This window comes from Flectobacillus longus, from assembly GCF_030056705.1.
Taxonomy (GTDB): domain Bacteria; phylum Bacteroidota; class Bacteroidia; order Cytophagales; family Spirosomataceae; genus Flectobacillus; species Flectobacillus longus.
In genome coordinates, this window is record NZ_JASHIC010000016.1 from 12,695 (window position 1) to 30,350 (window position 17,656).

The following is a 17,656-nucleotide window of genomic DNA, read 5'->3' on the forward strand; positions in this document are numbered from 1 at the left end:
TTTTTACTTTTGCCAAAACGTTATCACCATTGCGATTGACGATTTATTATGCAAACAAGACATTTATCCTACATATTAATAACTGCTCTAGGGGCAGTTTTTTTTATCCCATTTATTGGTAGCTCCCATTTATTTGATTGGGACGAAATCAACTTTGCCGAATCGGCAAGAGAAATGATTCTGACAGGAAACTATGCTACTGTACAGATTAATTATATGCCTTTTTGGGAAAAGCCTCCTTTATTTTTCTGGATGCAGGTATTAGCCATGAAAGCATTTAATGTATTTGACCCAAATTCTGGATTTGCACCAGAATTTGGCGCACGTTTCCCAAATGCTATCATAGGAATTATTACCCTTGTAGTGTTTTATCGAATCGGACGGAAACTCTATAATGAACGTTTTGGATTGTTGTGGGCTTTAGGATATTTAGGCTCATTTACACCACATTTATATTTTAAATCAGGTATTATTGACCCAACCTTCAACCTATTTATCTTTTTGGGGGTTTGGTATTTCTCGCAAAGTGTTTCTACAAATCAAAATACATCTAAACGCCAGACCTATGGCTTACTTTCGGGGCTATTTGTAGGATTGGCGATTCTAACCAAAGGACCAGTAGGAGGTTTGTTATGGGGACTTACGGTATTTACGTATTGGGGCGTCAATGGTTTTAGTGCTAGTTTCTTGAAAGATGCAATCAAACCATTTTTCTCGGCTATTGCCATTGCTTTTTTAGTAGCTTGTATTTGGTTTGGGCTATCTATCTATCAAAATGGATGGGGCTTGTTTGTAGAGTTTATTCAGTACCAAATTCGCTTATTGACCACAGGAGATGCTGGACATGAACAGCCATTCTATTATCATTTTGTGGTTGTATTAGTAGGTTGTTTTCCTATTTCTGTATTGGCGATTCGTGCATTGGGGACCTCAGGGTCGGGCAATTCTCAAGGAGAATATTTTAGAAAATGGATGATTTATTTGTTTTGGGTAGTCATGATTTTATTCACGATTGTCAAGACCAAGATTGTTCATTATTCATCAATGGCATGGTTTCCTGTGTCTTATTTGGCGGCGTACCATGTCAACAACTTATTAACAGGTAATTGGAAGTGGTCAAAACTCACAGGTTTTGGACTGTTCTTTATTGGTTTGGTGATGGCTATTGCTCTTACAGCAGTGCCATTGGTAGGTCAGTATGCTGCTCAATTGATTCCATATATCAAAGATGATTTTGCTGTGGCAAATCTTAGTGCAAAGGTTACTTGGGGCGGATGGGAACAATACATGGGCTTGGCGTATATTGTGGCGGTAATAGTCATGGTAAGTATGCGCAATATTCGAGGTTTGTATATCGCAACGGCTTTATGTTTGTTTGGTTATTCGGCTGTAGTGGTAAGTAAAATAGAAGGATATTCTCAACGTGCAGCGATTAGTTTCTATGAGTCATTGAAAGGTAAAGATGTATATGTAGAGCCGATTGGATTCAAGTCGTATGCACAATTATTTTATTTCCAAAAACAACCTCAGAAACCTAAAACAGAAGCCTACTTATTAAATGAACCTCATTTGGACAAACCTGCATATTTTGTAATGAAAATCACGGCAGACAGTGCGATGAAAGCACATCCTAATCTACGATTGATTAAAGAAGAAAACGGATTTTTGTTTTACAAAAGAAAATAAAATGGAAAAGCTGGCAGTGATGCCAGCTTTTTTGGTAAAGAAAAATATATGTAGTCAGGTAGTAAACAATTTTTTCGAAGCCATTGCTAGCTTGTAACTTTTTATTCAAAACTCATTAATCATGAGCAACTAATGTTCTCGGACGGTCTTCAAGAGCTTTGAAGAAAGAATACATTGGATTGACATCCAATTTAATAAATTTCTGCCAAATTTTAATGGCTTTCGTAATCAATTCATTTTCTATCAAGAAGCCATCATGGCCATATAACGAGTCCAAAGCCTGAAATGTAGCGCCAGGAATATGTTTAGCCAAAAATTCTTGCTCATTAATAGGAAATAGCGCATCCGATTTAATACCCATCACTAAGGTTTTGGCTTTGACTTGCGAAAGCGCATTGATAACCCCACCTCTTCCACGACCCACATCTTGTGAATCCATTACTTGTGATAAGACATAGTACGAAAAAGCATTGAATCGTTGGGCTAGTTTTTCCCCTTGATAACGCTGATAGGTCACCGCACGATAGGTTTTGTCCAGACCTTCCTCACGACGAGCTTGGGTTACACCATAAGTTTCGTAGTTACGATATGAAATCAAAGCTGTTGCACGAGCGGCTTTCATGCCATTAATACCAGCCAGAGGGTGGCTTTCTGTCCAAGTAGGGTCTACTTCAATAGACATTCTTTGTGACTCATTGAATGCAATTCCCCAAGGAGAATGTTGAGCATTAGTCGCAATTAGAATCAAGTTTTCGATCAGTTCAGGCTGAGAAATAGCCCATTCTACTGCTTGTTGCCCCCCCAAAGAACCCCCAACACAAGTTTTGATTTTTGAAATACCCAAATGCTCTCTCAATAAATCAAATGAGTTGACTATATCACGTATCGTAATAGTTGGAAAAGTATGATAATATGGTTCGCCAGTTTCGGGATTAATCGAAAGCGGACCTGTACTTCCATAATGTGACCCCAAAACATTTACACAAATTATAAAGTAATGTTCTGGGTCAAACAATTTGCCTTTGCCAACCAAGCCCTGCCACCAATCTGCAACATCTTGGCTTCCTGTAAAAGCATGACATACCCATACCACATTTGAACAGTCCGCATTGAGCTGTCCAAGTGCTTGATAAGCTAATTCAACTTCTGGCAAAACTCCCCCTGCTTCAAGTTTAAAAGGAGTATGATATTTAAAAACTGACGTATTCAACACGAATTGAGATGCTGTTTTTGAAAATAAAAAGAATCAATACGAGAACTGTTAATTGAATGTTTTAGAAAAAGAATCAAGTTGTTGGTTATTTATCTAAATGATGAAAACAACAACTGTTCACTTGATCAGTTCTCCATGAGTTTGGTTGAAATCTCTTCAAAAGACTCTTCGTATTCCCAGTACATCAAACGACCGAACGCACCAGTCACCAAAACATATTTTTCGCTTAAAGACTGAATACGGTTGACTGCTACAATTTTTAGGCTTGCTTTTTCTACCTCGACACTTTCGATAATTTCTCGATTGTGTTCGTCATAACCATGGACAACAAGATAGTTGCCTACGGTAATTGGAATGAATTTTTTCATGGATACGTACAGACTTAAAGCCACAATGAATTGTGACAGTGAAACGATACATCGTAAACCTGACGAATACTGAACAGCAGAATGTAAAAATGTAGCTGGATTAGTTTCGTAATTGGTTTATATTTCCCAATAATGATGAATTTATTGGGTAGGAATTAGCACCTTGCCTTTACGAATCAGTAGGTTGCCAGAAGTTCATAGAGCCTATTCTCTCCCTTCTTCTTTATAAATCAACTACTACCTTTTGTGAAGAGTAATTGACTTGATGTTGCAAATATAATAGCTAGAATCTCGAAAATGCAAACGTTTTAAGGATTGATTATACTCACATAGCCCATTTTGTACTAAAAACATACCTATATCTTCAAATGTCTTCATTTGAAGATATAATACCAGTCATCAAGAAATCGTTGTAGATTCGCTTTTCTTTTTTTAAATCGCTAGTTCGAACTATTTTGTTGTTCTAAATCAAACCAATTGTAATGAAAAACAATTTAACCTATTGCTTTATTATCTTATTAAGCTTGCTGTGTTTTATGAACACTTCACGTGCACAAGACCAACCTGTTTATGAAAAGCTCAGAGCTACTTTAACTAAATATCGCTATTCGTATCCTCAGGAAAAAGTGTATCTCCATTTGGATAAACCATACTACATGGCTGGTGAAACTATGTGGCTAAAAGGCTATTTGTTCGATGCTTCTTCTAATGGTGTGGACTCGGTGAGTCGAGTACTGTATGTAGATTTGGTGCAGCCTGCTACGGGTAAAGTTATAGTTCACAAAGTACTAAAAGCTTTGGCTGTTTCGGTAGGCGATATTCAATTGCCAGATACCCTTGCTACCGACCTTTATCTCATACGAGCCTATACCAATTACATGCGAAACTTTTCAGAATCTTTATTTTTTGAAAAAGAGGTAAGAGTTTGGCAAAATACCAATATGTCTTCTATGAACGAAAATAAAGCTCAGGCTCTCAATGAGGTAGCGTCTATCAACTTTTTTCCAGAAGGAGGATATTTAGTTGAAAACCTAGAAAGTAGATTAGCTTTCAAAGTGGTTAATAAGTTAGGAAAAGGCGTTGAAACCTCAGGTTTTGTTTTGGCTAATGATAAAGATACTGTGGGAGTGTTTAGCTCAGTGCATTTAGGACATGGGGTTTTCAATTTTCGTCCTGAAGCTAATAATATTTATACTGCTTATGTAAAAAAAACAGATGGTGGCTATATAAAACAAGAAGTACCCCAAGCTCAAAAAGGTGGCTATATCATGAGTGTAGACAATGTTACATATAAAGATAAAATCCGACTCTACATTCAAAACGCTAGCCCCCAACCTGCTGGACAAGGGAAAGAACTCCCTATCATTGTTCAACAACGAGGAGAGGTTTGTATGATAGCTAAAGGTTTGGAATCTAGTAAAAGTTTTGTAGCGAATATTCCCAAAAATCAAATTCCTGACGACGGGGTAGTGCAAATCACCTTATTTTCGCCCGATGGATTACCTATTTGTGAGAGATTAGTATTTGTTGAACGTGGAGATAGAACACTACAATTGAAGGTTTCTTCAAATAAGACAGAATATAAAAGTCGAGAAAAAGTAGATTTGAATATTGAAGCGAAAGATGCTGAAGGAAAGCCCATTCAAGGAACTTTCTCTGTAGCAGTTACTGATTTATCTCAAGTAAAAAGTGAACCTTATGCCGACAATATCTTGACTTATGTATTGCTAAATTCAGAGGTAAAGGAATCGTTGAGTGGACAGTATTATCAACAAATACAAGGTTCGATAGAGCAACCACAATATTATTTTGACAATACACAAGAAAATCGCCATTTGCATCTTGATTTACTAATGATGACTCAAGGCTGGCGTCGATTTACTTGGCAACAGATGCTAAATGATATCAAACCTAAAATGGATTACTTCGTTGAACAAGGATTAGAAATTACAGGTAAAGCTCTTCGCCCCAATGGTAAAGTAACCGATAAGCTTACCCTAACACTAATGCTAAAAAAGCCAAAGGAAAATCCTATCATAGCTATGACAAGTGTCGATTCATTGGGTAGATACGGTTTTTATAACTTGGATTTTACAGATAGTGTGGATGTGTATCTACAGGCAGTAAAGGCTAATGGTGCACGCAATTTAACTCTAACGATAGACGAAACTCTCTCGTTACCAAAAACAAGACCGCTTCAAATCCCAAATGAGGTGCGAATTTTTGACCCTAATGCTTTTGCTACATTTTTAAAATATTCAAGAGAATCCCTAGAATTAGAAAAAAAGCTGATTACAAATAAAGTGCAGATGCTACAAGAAGTAACCGTAACAGCCAAAAAGGAACCTGAGGATAGCCGTAAAATTTATGGACAAGCGAGCAATACGCTTAAGGTTGATGATAAGCTCTGTGGAGGTATGTTTAGTGTACTTCAAATGCTACAAGGTAGAGTTCCAGGGGTTCAAGTAGTACAAACAGGGTTGGGAGCATTTTCAGTCGTCATCCGTGGACAAAGTTCTATTAATAGCTCTAGTGATCCCCTATTTTTAATTGATGGTATGCAAGTAAGTAGCGATGTTATTAACACCATCCCTCCATGTGATGTAGAAAGTATTGATGTATTGAAAGGTGCAGATGCTGCCATATTTGGCGTTAGAGGAGGAAACGGGGTTATTTCTGTGCTTACAAGAAGAGGCAACGCTAACTATGATTGGAGTAAGGCTAATATTGAAGGAGTAAAAATCCAAAAACGTATGGGCTATGCAATGACTAGGGAGTTTTTTGCTCCACAATATGACCAAGCTAAGCCAGAACATGTGCGTCCCGACTATCGCTCTACACTTTATTGGAACGCGAATGTCACAACTGATGCTTCTGGAAAAGCCACAACAAGCTTCTGGAACAGCGATGCCAAGGGCAATATGAGCATCAAGTTAGAAGGAATGTCAAATCAAGGACGAGTTGGTGTAGCTCAAAATGAATATTTGGTAAGGTAGTATATTCGAGAGGCATTCGCCTCACTGCCATCAGCTTATGTGTCTCGTATTTTTCTTATATCATAGTTAAAAGCTGATTACTCAAAGTCATAAGATAATCTTATACAATAAAAGGGGAATAAATTGCAGTAATTTATTCCCCTTATTTCATTTCTGAATAAAGGTTTTACGTATCTTTGCGCAAAAATTCAGAACCTACAATGTTACGTATCATCCTACTGACTGTTGTGGTCGGTTTAATCTTCTTTTTGGCTCCATACATTGGTTTATCAGAGTATATCCATGCTGATAAGTGGTTCATGCTTGCATTTTATGCAACACTTTCTTATTTCAATCACTTATTGATGCAACAAGGTTTTGCCAATGACCGGAAGCATTTTATTGAGTTTTACATGGGAAGTATTGGCGCTCGCTTAATTTTGAGTTTAGTATTTATTGGATTCTTCATATATAAGGGTACTCCAGACATATATACATTTATTAGCAACTTTTTTGTACTCTATTTATGTTATACAGGTTTTGAAATCTACGATTTGTATCGTAACTTGCGACACTTTTCATAGGCCCTGTGTTAATAATAAGTATAAGTTGTTGATTTTCAGGTGGAGTAAAGCATACGAATAAGAAAGTCAAAATCATAAACCATTATACGTTCATCCCCCACGTCGAGATGAGAAAATTATATTTTTCAAATATTGTAGCATTTTTATTTTTATTTGCTACTTCAGTATTTGCACAATCCGAGCATCACTCAGCAACTTCCGCTACGGCTGATTCAACAGTAGCAGTTCATGGCGTAGAGGCAACTGCCGAACACGCTGCTGGTGCTGAAGCACACGAAGATGGCAAAGTTGACTTAGGTCACATGATTATGCACCACATTGCTGACGACCACAAATGGGAGTTTGCACATGGCGTTGGTGTTCACCTTCCTGTAATTGCTTATACGAAAGATGGCGTAAAAGTATTTTCTTCTAGCAAACTGGAAGATGAACATGGCAACCCAGTAGCTTATGAGGGGCTAATCTTAGAGCACGGCAAATTGCATGCTGAAGATGGTTCTCATGTTTTGGATTTGTCAATCACCAAAAACGTAGCTTCTTTGTTGATTAGTGCAGTGTTGTTGCTATTGATCTTTATCAGTATTGGTAATGCTTATAAAGAAAGAGGAACTAAAGCTCCAAAAGGATTGCAGTCTTGGTTAGAGCCAATCATCATTTTTATTCGTGATGAAGTTGTAAAAAACAGCATCGGTGAAAAACACTACAGAAGATTCCTTCCGTATTTGTTAACCTTGTTCTTCTTTATTTGGATTAACAACCTTTTGGGTCTATTACCAGGTGGAGCAAACGTAACAGGTAACATTGCTGTAACATTAGTATTGTCAGTACTTACGTTGTTGATTACCAACTTAAATGGTAAAAGCACTTATTGGGGACACATTTTTGCAATGCCTGGCGTTCCGAAATTGTTGTTGGTGATCTTAACTCCAGTAGAAATTATCGGTATATTTACAAAGCCAGTATCATTGATGATTCGTTTATTTGCTAACATTACAGCAGGTCACATCATCATGTTGAGCTTTATTGGTTTGATTTTCATCTTGAAAATTTGGATGGTAACACCAGTAATTAGTGTATTTGCCGTATTCATGAACATTATCGAATTATTAGTAGCATTCTTGCAAGCATTCATCTTTACGTTGTTGACTGCAAGCTATATTGGTTCGGCAGTTGAAGAACATCACCACGATGAACATCACTAAAATTTAAGTTAGTGGTCAAAATTGAATTATTATCTGCTATATGCTCTAAGCGTAAGCTAAAGGAATAAAAGCATTTCGTATATTATAGTAGAAGTTTTTTGGCCTAATGCCTTCGGCATATAGCCTAAAGCACATTAATACTTAAGTTAGTAGGCAAAATAAAATTTAAGATTATGCTTGGGGCTTTCAGGTAACAGCTTTCGGCGGTGGGTTTTGGGAAAAAGCATGGTTGTGGGTAATAAAAAACATTTTAACACTCTGTGCCTTGTGCCTAAACACATAACTTAAATCTTATTCTGCACGATTACTTATGTTCATATTTTTAATTAGTAAATATTTTTTTTCACTTACATAAACAAATAACAATCATGTCACTTTTGTCAATTTTAGCTGAAGTTTCTTTGGGTACAGGTTTGGCTGGTATCGGTGCTGGTCTAGTAGCAATCGGTGCTGGTTTAGGTATCGGTAACATCGGTGGTCGTGCAATGGAATCAATCGCTCGTCAACCAGAAGCTTCTGGCAAGATCCAAGGTGCGATGTTGGTTGTAGCTGCTTTCGTTGAAGCGGTTGCTCTTTTCGCAGCAGTTATTTGCTTCTTGGTAGCTAACAAATAATTCGTAGCTAATCAAGAATATCAGGTAGCCATTTGATTGAAAATTAGTTTCTGTCTTATTCTACTTCGATATAGCACAAAATTATCTTCGTACTATTACGCATTAGGCCGATAGTACGAAGTTTTTTGAGAAAATTCATTTTTCAAATCATATAGTAACACTCTGATAAAAGCACTTCGTAATTACACAATACAAGAAATGCTTTTCAATCGCAAAAACATTTATTTAATATGGAATTACTTACTCCTGATTTAGGTCTAATCTTTTGGCAGTTGGTAGTTTTCGGCCTTTTGTTCTTCGTATTAGCAAAATTCGCTTGGAAACCAATCATTGCTTCTTTGCATGAGCGTGAAGAGTCTATCGAAAGTGCTTTGGCTTTGGCGGCAAAAACTCGTGAAGAAATGATTGAGTTGAAAGCTGGTAACGAAAAATTATTGGTTGAAGCTCGTGCCGAACGTGATGGCATTCTTAAGGCTGCAAAGGAAGCTTCAGACAAAATGATTGCTGATGCTAAAGCTGAAGCTCAAAAAGCAGCTAGCGCTGAAATCGAAAAAGCTCGCGTAGCATTCGAACAAGAAAAAGCTAGTGCTGTAGCTTCAATCAAGAAAGAGACTGCTGCTCTTTCATTGGAAATTGCTGAGAAAATTCTTCGTACTCAATTAGCAGATCGTTCTGCTCAAGAAAAATTGGTTACGGATTTATTATCTGATGCTAAATTAAACTAATTCAGTGATGAGCCTCACAGCTCGCAACTCAAAGCGTAAAGAGAAATGTCAGAACAAAGTGTAGCTTTCCGATATGCTAAATCATTGATTGGTTTGGCCGCTGAAAAAGGTGTAGTTGAAAAAGTTCATGAAGATATGAAATTCTTCGACCAAGTTTGCGACGAAAATCGCCAACTTGTTTTAGCCTTAAAAAGCCCAATCGTAAAACACTTACAGAAATTAAGTATTTTGACTGCTATCTTCAAAGATAAAGTTGACCCTGTAACGTTTTCGATTTTTGAAATTATCACTAAGAAAAACCGTGAAAAAATTCTTCCTGCTATTGCTGAAGAGTTCCAACGTCAATATGCTCTCTATAAAGGTATCCAAAAAGCAGAGATTACTACGGTATCTCCTTTGACAGATGCTCAAAAAGCAGAATTTATTCGTTTGGTAACTGAAGCAACTGGAAAGACTGTTGAACTGGTTGAAAAAGTGAACCCTGAATTGATTGGTGGTTATGTACTTCGTATCAACGACCGTCAAATCGATACTTCAGTAAAAGCAAGATTAAACGACTTGAAAGTATCTTTCCTTCAATAGTTTTAGGAAGAAAGTACTTATTAATATCAAAAACGACAGCCTCTGTGATTCACGGAGGCTGTCGTTTTTTTATATTTGAGGTAAAATTGTTAAAGGCTGAAAGTTTTTTGTTTTTCTTCAAAATTCCCAATTACTATGTCAGTTCTAGACGAATTAAGTCAGGTTTCGATATTAGAGGTAGCGCAAGACCTTGGATTAGAGATAAACCGTAATCGTATGGTTTGCCCTTTTCATGAGGAAAATACGCCATCTTTGGTACTGTATCCTCACACCAATAGTTTTTACTGTTTTGGTTGTGCCAAAACGGGTAACTCTATTACGCTATTTTCTGAAATTCGACAGTTGAATATTAAGGATACGATTCAAACGATGGCTCAGACGTATTTGTCTGGATATTCGCCTCAACAGTATCAGAAAAGCACAAAACCTCTCCCAGCAAAGAATACCTTACAAACTGTAGATGTAAAAAAGTTACAAGAAAAAGAAAAGCCTGTAGATGAAATTCACTCTCAGATTTATGAAGCATTTAGAGATTGTTGTTTGCAACAACCTTCCAACGAGCTATCAAAATCAGGCTTGGAGTACTTGAAGTCAAGAGGATTTACGGATAAAACAATTCAGGATTTTAGGCTTTTTATGGTCAAAGATTATGCAAATGTAAGTTGGTATCTCAAACAACGTTTCTCGACGCTAGACTTGCAAGAATCGGGGCTTTTTAACGATAAAAATAACTTAATCTTCTATGCACACCCCTTGATTATTCCATACTATCGAAATGGTAGGATTGTATATCTACAAGGGCGCGTATTAGGTCCACCACCTGAAGGGCATGGACGTTATCAGTTTTTGTACAAACACCCTCTTACCTTGTTCAATGCCGATACTTTGGATAAAATTAAACTTGACCAAGATGTGTACATTACCGAAGGAGCTTTTGATTGTATGCGATTGGTGCAAGCAGGCAAAACTGCCGTGAGTTTGGGTACGGCTAATGTATTTAAAAAGGATTGGGCAAAACTATTTAAGCGTGCGAATGTGATTTTTTATCTGGACAATGATAAGGCTGGACATAGAGCCGCCGATGAACTAGAGAAGATATTTAGCCACTTTGGACTTACTTGTTCGCGAAAACAATTACCTGACGAATACAAAGACGTAAATGACTATTATACCGATAAATTGGGTAGTAATGAACAGTTAAATCTTTTTTAAGGTGAAAAACTAAAAATCCGAAAGCACTACGATGCTTTCGGATTACTTATTACTTCGTTGAGTCCTTTTTAGCTGGCTGTGCTTTTTTGAAAATACCATCAAGTACTCCTTTCTTCTGACTTTCTAATAGCTTTTTGGCTCTTTCTAGGGCTGCTTTTTTCAAGCTATCTGCCGTTGCTTTGGCTTGGGCTTGAATATCTCCTTGACCTGTTTTAAGCTTATCCTGTGCTTCTTTTAAAAGCTTTTCTTTTTCTGCCTTTAGTAAGTCTTCCGCCTGTTGCACTGCCTGACTTTTGGCATTATCAATTTGCGATTTAATTTCAGAAGTCACTGCATCTTTCAAATTTTGAGCAGTACTACTGTTCTCAAATCGTACAATGGGTGACTTGAGTGTTCCTACTAGAGATAAATCAAATTTGACCCTAGGTACGTTATTTAAGGCTTTTCCTGTCCATTGGGCAAAAAGATTATTAAAACTTTGTCCTGCTTTCCCACTTGGTATATCAAACGCTAGTTTATAATCCATATCGCCAATGATACCGTGTTGTCCGCCAATATTGACTGCGTAGTCATTCCACTTCACGATAAATGGTTTAATCTTTAGTGTGCCTTGGTCGATTTGAACCTGCATAAGTGCATTGTTCAATTGTAGGTCTTTTAATTGGGTCAACTTAGTATTTGCTACTAACTTTTCGATTAATGGACTATTTTGTAAGCTAGCTTTCAAGAGTTTCAATAAACCTGAACCGTTTAAGGTGGCAAAATTCGGCATCATATCTTGCGTTAGCTCACCATTGATTTTAAATTGAGAAGATACCTCACCAACCATAAACTGAGCTAGAGGCATAAGATATTTCACGACACTTAAATGCTGATAAGCCTCAGTAAAGTTTACTTTCTCCAAGTTTAACCCAAAATCAAATTTAGGATGAGCAATATCACTTGGGTCATAGCTACCTGTTGTGGCAAAACGTCCTCCTAATGCATCAAAATTGGTATTTTCAAGGCGAATAGTACCGTTATTGATTCTGATAACCCCTTTTGCATTATTCATGGTCATTTTGTCATAAATAATCTCGTTGGCTTGTGTATTGAGACTTAATTGTAGGTTTTTAGGAACCTCCACGACACTAGGATGTGCATTGGGATTTGGGGCTTGACCCGAAGTGGTAGCTTTGGGTTCAGAACTCATCCATTCATTGACATTAAAACGATTTGATTTAATCTGAAAATTTCCTTTCAATACATCATTTGTAAGCGCATAAGCCATGTAGTTATTCATTGTACCTGTTGCCTCGAAATCACTACTCCCTAGATATCCTTTGGACTGAGTAATAGTAAGACTGTTGGGCGAAAGCTTTGCTTGTCCTTGTTCGATTTTGATACCTTGTGGTAATTCTTTTGAACGGTATTCAAAATTGGATACGGCCATTTGTCCATTTGTATTCAAACTACCATATCGCTTCGCTTTCAAATCTTTGAGATTGCCTTGGGTACGAATATCTGCATCGATTTTACCTTTGAGTGTCATGTTTTCTACAGGGAAAATCTTTGTAATTTGTGTTAAATCAAGCTTGCCTTTAGCAGTGATATCCCACTTAAATGATTCAAAGTCTTGTACCGAACCTTTGGCTTGGAAGGTTTCATCCAAAACATGAAAAGTTGCTTCCTGAATCGCTAATAGGCTATTTTTAAGTGTTCCGTCTTGGTTGGTTAGATTTGCTTTAAAGTGAATATCTTCAATGGGTTTGGCAAATTGCTTTGAAAGGATATATCCATTTTCTAAAAGCATTTGAGCATTTGTTACAGGAAATTGCCCTGTAAGTGAGTCATACGTGCCTTTACTATGAAGGTCAACGCCAAAGCGACCTTTTAGTTGAGTACCTTCGATAGGGAATAACTTTGTGAGCTCTTCTAGTTGGAACTCACCCTTTAGGTCTGCATCAACGATACTACGAGATAACCCCTTGATTTTAGCTTTTGCTTTGATAGGGTTTTTACCAAAAAATAAATCAAAACGATTAAGAGCAATTTGAATACTATCAAGTTGATTACTGGCGTTGTTGATGTCGCAATCTACCCAAACTTGACTGATGCCAGTTGGAAGAGAAGGATATTGGAAACTGCCATTTTTTACCTGTACATTCAAATGGAATGACGGAATTGATTGAGAAGAATATAGCCCCTTCACCTGTCCAGTACACTGAATATCACCTTCTGCTTTCAACGCATCAAACTGATTTTGATAAATCATAGGAACGAGCGAAACCAAATTTTTAAAATTAGTTTCGGGAGTCTGAAATGCAACATCCATAGTGTAGGTAGAATCCCGTTGTTGAACTTTTCCTGAAAACGATAATTCAAAATCGTTGAGACGAATGCGAGTATCTTGAAATGAATAGCTTTTGGCAGATTGATCAACCTGAATTAATGATTGCCATGCTAGCTTACGCTGGCTAAAATAGTTTTTCCCCTCCCAAACTACCGAGGCCTGATTGATTTCAGTATTGGTGGCCAAGTCAAAAATCTGTTTATTGATATCGCCACTACCATTGTGTTCAATATCTGTCAGTAGTATTTCAGAGTCTTTTTGAAGGTCTTTGTACAAAATTGTTCCTTTTTCAATTTGCCAATTTTGGATTTGTAATTGAACCCCTTCTGAAGGTTTTCCTGAAGTACTAACTGTATCTTTAGACGGCACAAAAATGTCATAATTCGCCTGACCATTTTTTAGGATTTTGAGGTAAATCTTGGGTTGCTCTAAGCGAATGTTTTGTATTATTTTTTGTCCTTTGATTAAACTCATTACATCAAACGACAACTCAAAACCCTTGGCCTGAGCCAGCGTATCCTGAGAAAATGGGGCAAGACCGACGATTCCAAAGTCTTCGATAGTGATAGCCAAATAGGGAAAATGACGAAACAAAGAGAGGTTCAAGTCTGAGTAATAGACTTTCCCCTTCACTTGTTTGATAATGGCTTTATTGACTTGCGCTTGAATCTGATCCTTAAAAAAATAGGGTAAGGTATAGGCAAGACCTAACAATCCTGTTAAGACGGCCAATAGGGTAAGGCTTAGCTTTTTCATAGTTGTTAGATAAAAACATGTACTTCGTTGTACATGCAAAGTAAGTAATAATGATTATACTTTAGGCAATAAGCCATAAGCCTTAGGCAAAATGAATAAAAGGACTAATTTTCTGCCTATAGTGACACTAAATAATTGAAGCACTATTACTTTACAACGAACAATAAGTTAAAAATTGTGAGTTAATTGAGCAAATGGACTATCGATATTTAGTGAATTCGTGATTATTTCTACTTGTAGAGCCGCAATGCTTTGTTTCTAAAGAGGTGTATCAAAAAAGGCGGTTGAAAAACTAATTTCGACCGCCTTTTTTGATAAACAATTGGAAACCAACCCAAATGGTAAATTTGATACTATATCTTAGCATGTTACCTCTTTAGACGCAAACATTGCGCCTCGACTGCTATCGTACAAATTTTTCGAATAACCACTAACAATTAACCGATAACTATTCACCAATAACCAATTTCTCGATAAGTAAAATCAGAATATGAATTACCTTGATATGTACTTCTTGAATACGATCAGCATAGCCAAAATGTGGAACAATGATTTCTACATCTGCTTGCCCTGCTAGCTTTCCACCATCTTTTCCTGATAAAATCACGATTTTCATGCCCTTGGCTTTGGCAGCTTCTACGGCACGAATCACGTTGGCAGAGTTGCCACTGGTAGAGATACCCAATAGCACATCTCCTGTATTACCCAAGCCTTCTACAAAGCGAGAAAAAATATATTCAAAGCCATAATCATTACCTACGCAAGAAATATGTGAAACATCTGATATGGCGATTGCTGGCATCGAACGGCGTTCGTTACGATAGCGACCCGAAAGTTCTTCGGCAAAGTGCATGGCATCGCAATGCGAACCACCGTTTCCACAAGAAATAATCTTATTATTTTGCTTGATAGCATCAGCCATTAATTGTGCTGCGGCCTCAATTTGTTGGATATTATGTTCGTCCGATAAAAACTTTTGGAGAACAAGTTGAGCTTCGTTAAGCTCTTGTGATATGATATTTTTTAGCACTGATTCTCAAAATTTAATGAAGCCTAATGGCAATTTGGAGACTGATTTGGGATTTTTGAGAAATATCCGTAAGCCTATGGCTATTTACATTTCTCGCATAATTTTATTTTGTGTACAAAATTACAAATTCCCCATCGAGTGGTCTACGAAGGATTGAAAAAATTTCGGATGGTGGATATTGGATTAGGGTTGTACGAAGGATTTCCAATAATTGCGGATTTGGGATTTCTGATTTCGGAAATTAAGAAAAATACCTTTACTTTTACAAAATAAAAAAGATTATACTTCCGAAATCCAACATCCGATATCCCCAATAAACGGTTTTTAAAATCCTTCCTAAAACCCTAATTCACAACTCACAATTCAACACTCATACTTAATAGTCTCCGCCAGCGCCACCGCCACCGAAGTCTCCACCGCCGAAGCCGCCGAAGTCAAAACCACTGTCACCTCCGCCACCTCCGCTACGATTACCCCATGACGAGCCGCCAGTAATGATAATTGGAGGAGTCCAGCCACCACCTCGGTAGCCTCCACGACCACCGCCGCCGCCACGTTTTGAAATAATGATAGAAATAACGATAAATACAATGACGAGAATAACAATGATAAAAAAGCCTAATGGACTGTCATCATCTGAGGTAGCATCAGATTTGAATTCACCACTAGCTCGCTGAATCATTTCATCAGTAGCCTCGTTTAGACCCTGATACCATTGCTGTTGCTTAAAATTTGGAACAATAATCGTATTGATGATTCTCTTACAAATAGCATCAGGCAAAACATCTTCGATACCTCTACCTGTTACGATTCGAATTTTACGAGTTTCGGTAGCCCATAAAAGCAAAACTCCGTTATTCTTATTTTTGGCGCCAATTCCCCATGTTTTAGCAATTTTCATGGCGTAATCATATGGATCAGATTCGCCAGTATTTTTTACAATGACAATTGAAATTTCTGTGGAGGTCGAATCACGATAGCCTCTAAGTTTTTGTTCTAATGCGTTGCGCTCTTCTGGTTTGAGTTTCATCACGAAATCACTCACCATGAGCGGAGGGTTAGGCTGTGCAGGAATATCTTGACCAATCGCTTTTACCAAAAACGATAAAGACAAAATAAGAACTGCCAAATATTGTTGTATTTTTCTAGACATGACTGATTAGATAGGATGGCATGTTATGATTAATCACCAAATGAAATTTCGTCCGAAATCTCATTGATATCATCCGATTGATAAGGGAAGAATTGCTTGAGCGCAACTCCCGTTTTTTGAATACCTTCTGCAAAACCTGCTGCAAATTGATTCATGACAAAATGAGACTGCATAGAATTGCGAATGTCTTGCCAAAAGTTAGTAGGAACGGCATCATTAATACCCTTATCTCCCAAAATGGCAAATTTACGGTCTGTAAAAGCCAAATAAAACAACACACCATTACGCTGAGCTGTTTTATGAAGTTCGAGTTGAGTAAATACTGCTTTAGCTCTTTCGAGCACATCTCCAGGACAGAATTGTTCGATATGAACTTTGATTTCGCCTGAAGTTTCTTTTTCAGCAGCTTTGATAGCATCTACAATGATACTTTGTTGTTCTTCTGAAAGTAGCATAAGAATATTGGGAAAAAGAAAACAGCTAAATTTAAGCACTTTTCAACAATAGCTTTGTCGAGAAGTCACTTAAATTTAGCTGTTTCGGACGATTATTTAGAAAAATCTACCGATGGTGCTTTTTGAGCAGAAGCATCAGCTTCGAAATAGCCTTTTTTGCTAAAACCAGAGAACCCTGCAATTAAGCTGTTCGGAAATGTCACCACTTTATTGTTGAATTCCTTTACAGTATCATTAAAACGGTCACGTTCTTCTTTGATTCTATTTTCTGTACCTTCCAATTGCGCTTGTAGTTCAGAGAAGTTTTCAGTTGCTTTCAACGTTGGATAGTTTTCAGCTACTGCCATTAATCTTGAAAGCGCACCGCTCAATTGGCTTTGAGCGTCTTGGAACTTCTTCATATTTTCAGGCGAAAGATCGCTTGCATCTAGCTTGATTTGGGTCGCACTAGCACGAGCACTAATTACGTCTGTTAAAGTACTTTTCTCAAAATTTGCTACTCCTTGTACTGTTTTTACAAGGTTTGGAATAAGGTCAGCACGGCGCTGATAAGCAGTTTGTACTTTTGCCCAAGATGCTTCTACATCTTGTTCGCTTGTAGCCATTCCGTTTCTTACACCAATTCCCCAGAATACTAAAACTGCTGCAACAACTAATGCAATGATGGTTCCTTTTGACATAGTCTTGGTAAATTTTAAAGTTAAAATTGTGGATAAACTCCGAGTGGATAGGTTACCCCTTGGATATGCCACTTAGACGGCACTTTCCA

15 protein-coding genes and 1 riboswitch are annotated in these 17,656 nt (G+C 37.4%); of the genes, 8 read left to right on the plus strand and 7 right to left on the minus strand.

All coding sequences use genetic code 11. The features are described from left to right. Positions 1 to 48 precede the first annotated feature (48 nt). Positions 49 to 1,686, plus strand: a complete 1,638-nt coding sequence (locus tag QM491_RS12990; protein WP_283327922.1) for an ArnT family glycosyltransferase — start codon at positions 49 to 51, stop codon at positions 1,684 to 1,686. Positions 1,687 to 1,801: 115 nt separating this feature from the next. On the opposite strand, the gene QM491_RS12995 is transcribed toward QM491_RS12990, so the two are convergent. After that, positions 1,802 to 2,896 (minus strand): homoserine O-acetyltransferase family protein, encoded by a 1,095-nt coding sequence (locus tag QM491_RS12995; RefSeq protein ID WP_283328056.1) that lies wholly within the window; start codon positions 2,894 to 2,896, stop codon positions 1,802 to 1,804. A gap of 128 nt (positions 2,897 to 3,024) precedes the next feature. Next, positions 3,025 to 3,267 carry a hypothetical protein gene (locus QM491_RS13000; protein WP_283327923.1) on the minus strand — a complete coding sequence of 81 codons (243 nt, stop codon included), beginning with the start codon at positions 3,265 to 3,267 and terminating at the stop codon, positions 3,025 to 3,027. 114 nt (positions 3,268 to 3,381) lie between these two features. Then, positions 3,382 to 3,499: riboswitch (SAM riboswitch) on the minus strand. 304 nt (positions 3,500 to 3,803) lie between these two features. Here QM491_RS13000 and QM491_RS13005 point away from each other — a divergent pair. The 7 genes from QM491_RS13005 to QM491_RS13035 all read left to right on the plus strand — a co-directional run bounded on the left by QM491_RS13005 (position 3,804) and on the right by QM491_RS13035 (position 11,161). Next, positions 3,804 to 6,263, plus strand: a complete 2,460-nt coding sequence (locus QM491_RS13005) for a TonB-dependent receptor plug domain-containing protein (RefSeq protein ID WP_283327924.1) — start codon at positions 3,804 to 3,806, stop codon at positions 6,261 to 6,263. Positions 6,264 to 6,463: 200 nt separating this feature from the next. After that, entirely contained in the window at positions 6,464 to 6,826 is a 363-nt protein-coding gene (locus QM491_RS13010; RefSeq protein WP_283327925.1) for a hypothetical protein, read from the plus strand. Positions 6,827 to 6,933: 107 nt separating this feature from the next. Beyond that, on the plus strand, positions 6,934 to 8,028 hold the full coding sequence (gene atpB, locus QM491_RS13015; RefSeq protein WP_283327926.1) for a F0F1 ATP synthase subunit A: 1,095 nt from the start codon (positions 6,934 to 6,936) through the stop codon (positions 8,026 to 8,028). Between the two features lie 368 nt (positions 8,029 to 8,396). After that, entirely contained in the window at positions 8,397 to 8,642 is a 246-nt protein-coding gene (atpE, locus tag QM491_RS13020) for an ATP synthase F0 subunit C (protein WP_095161318.1), read from the plus strand. A 230-nt stretch (positions 8,643 to 8,872) separates the two neighbouring features. Further along, on the plus strand, positions 8,873 to 9,367 hold the full coding sequence (gene atpF / locus QM491_RS13025; protein WP_095161319.1) for a F0F1 ATP synthase subunit B: 495 nt from the start codon (positions 8,873 to 8,875) through the stop codon (positions 9,365 to 9,367). A 45-nt stretch (positions 9,368 to 9,412) separates the two neighbouring features. Next, entirely contained in the window at positions 9,413 to 9,949 is a 537-nt protein-coding gene (atpH, locus tag QM491_RS13030) for an ATP synthase F1 subunit delta (RefSeq protein WP_283327927.1), read from the plus strand. 135 nt (positions 9,950 to 10,084) lie between these two features. After that, a complete protein-coding gene (locus tag QM491_RS13035; RefSeq protein WP_283327928.1) occupies positions 10,085 to 11,161 on the plus strand; it encodes a CHC2 zinc finger domain-containing protein in 1,077 nt (358 codons plus the stop codon). Positions 11,162 to 11,210: 49 nt separating this feature from the next. Here QM491_RS13035 and QM491_RS13040 read toward each other — a convergent pair whose 3' ends face one another. The 5 genes from QM491_RS13040 to QM491_RS13060 all read right to left on the minus strand — a co-directional run bounded on the left by QM491_RS13040 (position 11,211) and on the right by QM491_RS13060 (position 17,567). Then, the gene (locus tag QM491_RS13040) at positions 11,211 to 14,249 is read right to left on the minus strand and encodes an AsmA family protein (protein WP_283327929.1); all 3,039 of its coding nucleotides are present in this window, start codon (positions 14,247 to 14,249) and stop codon (positions 11,211 to 11,213) included. A 448-nt stretch (positions 14,250 to 14,697) separates the two neighbouring features. Further along, entirely contained in the window at positions 14,698 to 15,279 is a 582-nt protein-coding gene (lpcA, locus tag QM491_RS13045; RefSeq protein WP_166549973.1) for a D-sedoheptulose 7-phosphate isomerase, read from the minus strand. A 376-nt stretch (positions 15,280 to 15,655) separates the two neighbouring features. Continuing rightward, complete coding sequence (locus QM491_RS13050; RefSeq protein WP_283327930.1) at positions 15,656 to 16,432, minus strand: TPM domain-containing protein; 777 nt, start codon at positions 16,430 to 16,432, stop codon at positions 15,656 to 15,658. Between the two features lie 29 nt (positions 16,433 to 16,461). Next, on the minus strand, positions 16,462 to 16,887 hold the full coding sequence (locus QM491_RS13055; protein WP_283327931.1) for a TPM domain-containing protein: 426 nt from the start codon (positions 16,885 to 16,887) through the stop codon (positions 16,462 to 16,464). 92 nt (positions 16,888 to 16,979) lie between these two features. Next, positions 16,980 to 17,567 carry a LemA family protein gene (locus QM491_RS13060; protein ID WP_283327932.1) on the minus strand — a complete coding sequence of 196 codons (588 nt, stop codon included), beginning with the start codon at positions 17,565 to 17,567 and terminating at the stop codon, positions 16,980 to 16,982. Between the last annotated feature and the right edge of the window lie 89 nt (positions 17,568 to 17,656).

Coding starts and splice junctions, on each gene's coding strand:
- QM491_RS13035 (WP_283327928.1), top strand. CDS start 10,085: ATGTCAGTTCTAGACGAATTAAGTCAGGTTTCGATATTAGAGGTAGCG.
- atpE (WP_095161318.1), top strand. CDS start 8,397: ATGTCACTTTTGTCAATTTTAGCTGAAGTTTCTTTGGGTACAGGTTTG.
- QM491_RS12990 (WP_283327922.1), top strand. CDS start 49: ATGCAAACAAGACATTTATCCTACATATTAATAACTGCTCTAGGGGCA.
- QM491_RS13000 (WP_283327923.1), bottom strand. CDS start 3,267: ATGAAAAAATTCATTCCAATTACCGTAGGCAACTATCTTGTTGTCCAT.
- QM491_RS13050 (WP_283327930.1), bottom strand. CDS start 16,432: ATGTCTAGAAAAATACAACAATATTTGGCAGTTCTTATTTTGTCTTTA.
- QM491_RS13055 (WP_283327931.1), bottom strand. CDS start 16,887: ATGCTACTTTCAGAAGAACAACAAAGTATCATTGTAGATGCTATCAAA.
- QM491_RS13060 (WP_283327932.1), bottom strand. CDS start 17,567: ATGTCAAAAGGAACCATCATTGCATTAGTTGTTGCAGCAGTTTTAGTA.
- QM491_RS13005 (WP_283327924.1), top strand. CDS start 3,804: ATGAACACTTCACGTGCACAAGACCAACCTGTTTATGAAAAGCTCAGA.
- atpF (WP_095161319.1), top strand. CDS start 8,873: ATGGAATTACTTACTCCTGATTTAGGTCTAATCTTTTGGCAGTTGGTA.
- QM491_RS13040 (WP_283327929.1), bottom strand. CDS start 14,249: ATGAAAAAGCTAAGCCTTACCCTATTGGCCGTCTTAACAGGATTGTTA.
- atpB (WP_283327926.1), top strand. CDS start 6,934: ATGAGAAAATTATATTTTTCAAATATTGTAGCATTTTTATTTTTATTT.
- QM491_RS13010 (WP_283327925.1), top strand. CDS start 6,464: ATGTTACGTATCATCCTACTGACTGTTGTGGTCGGTTTAATCTTCTTT.
- atpH (WP_283327927.1), top strand. CDS start 9,413: ATGTCAGAACAAAGTGTAGCTTTCCGATATGCTAAATCATTGATTGGT.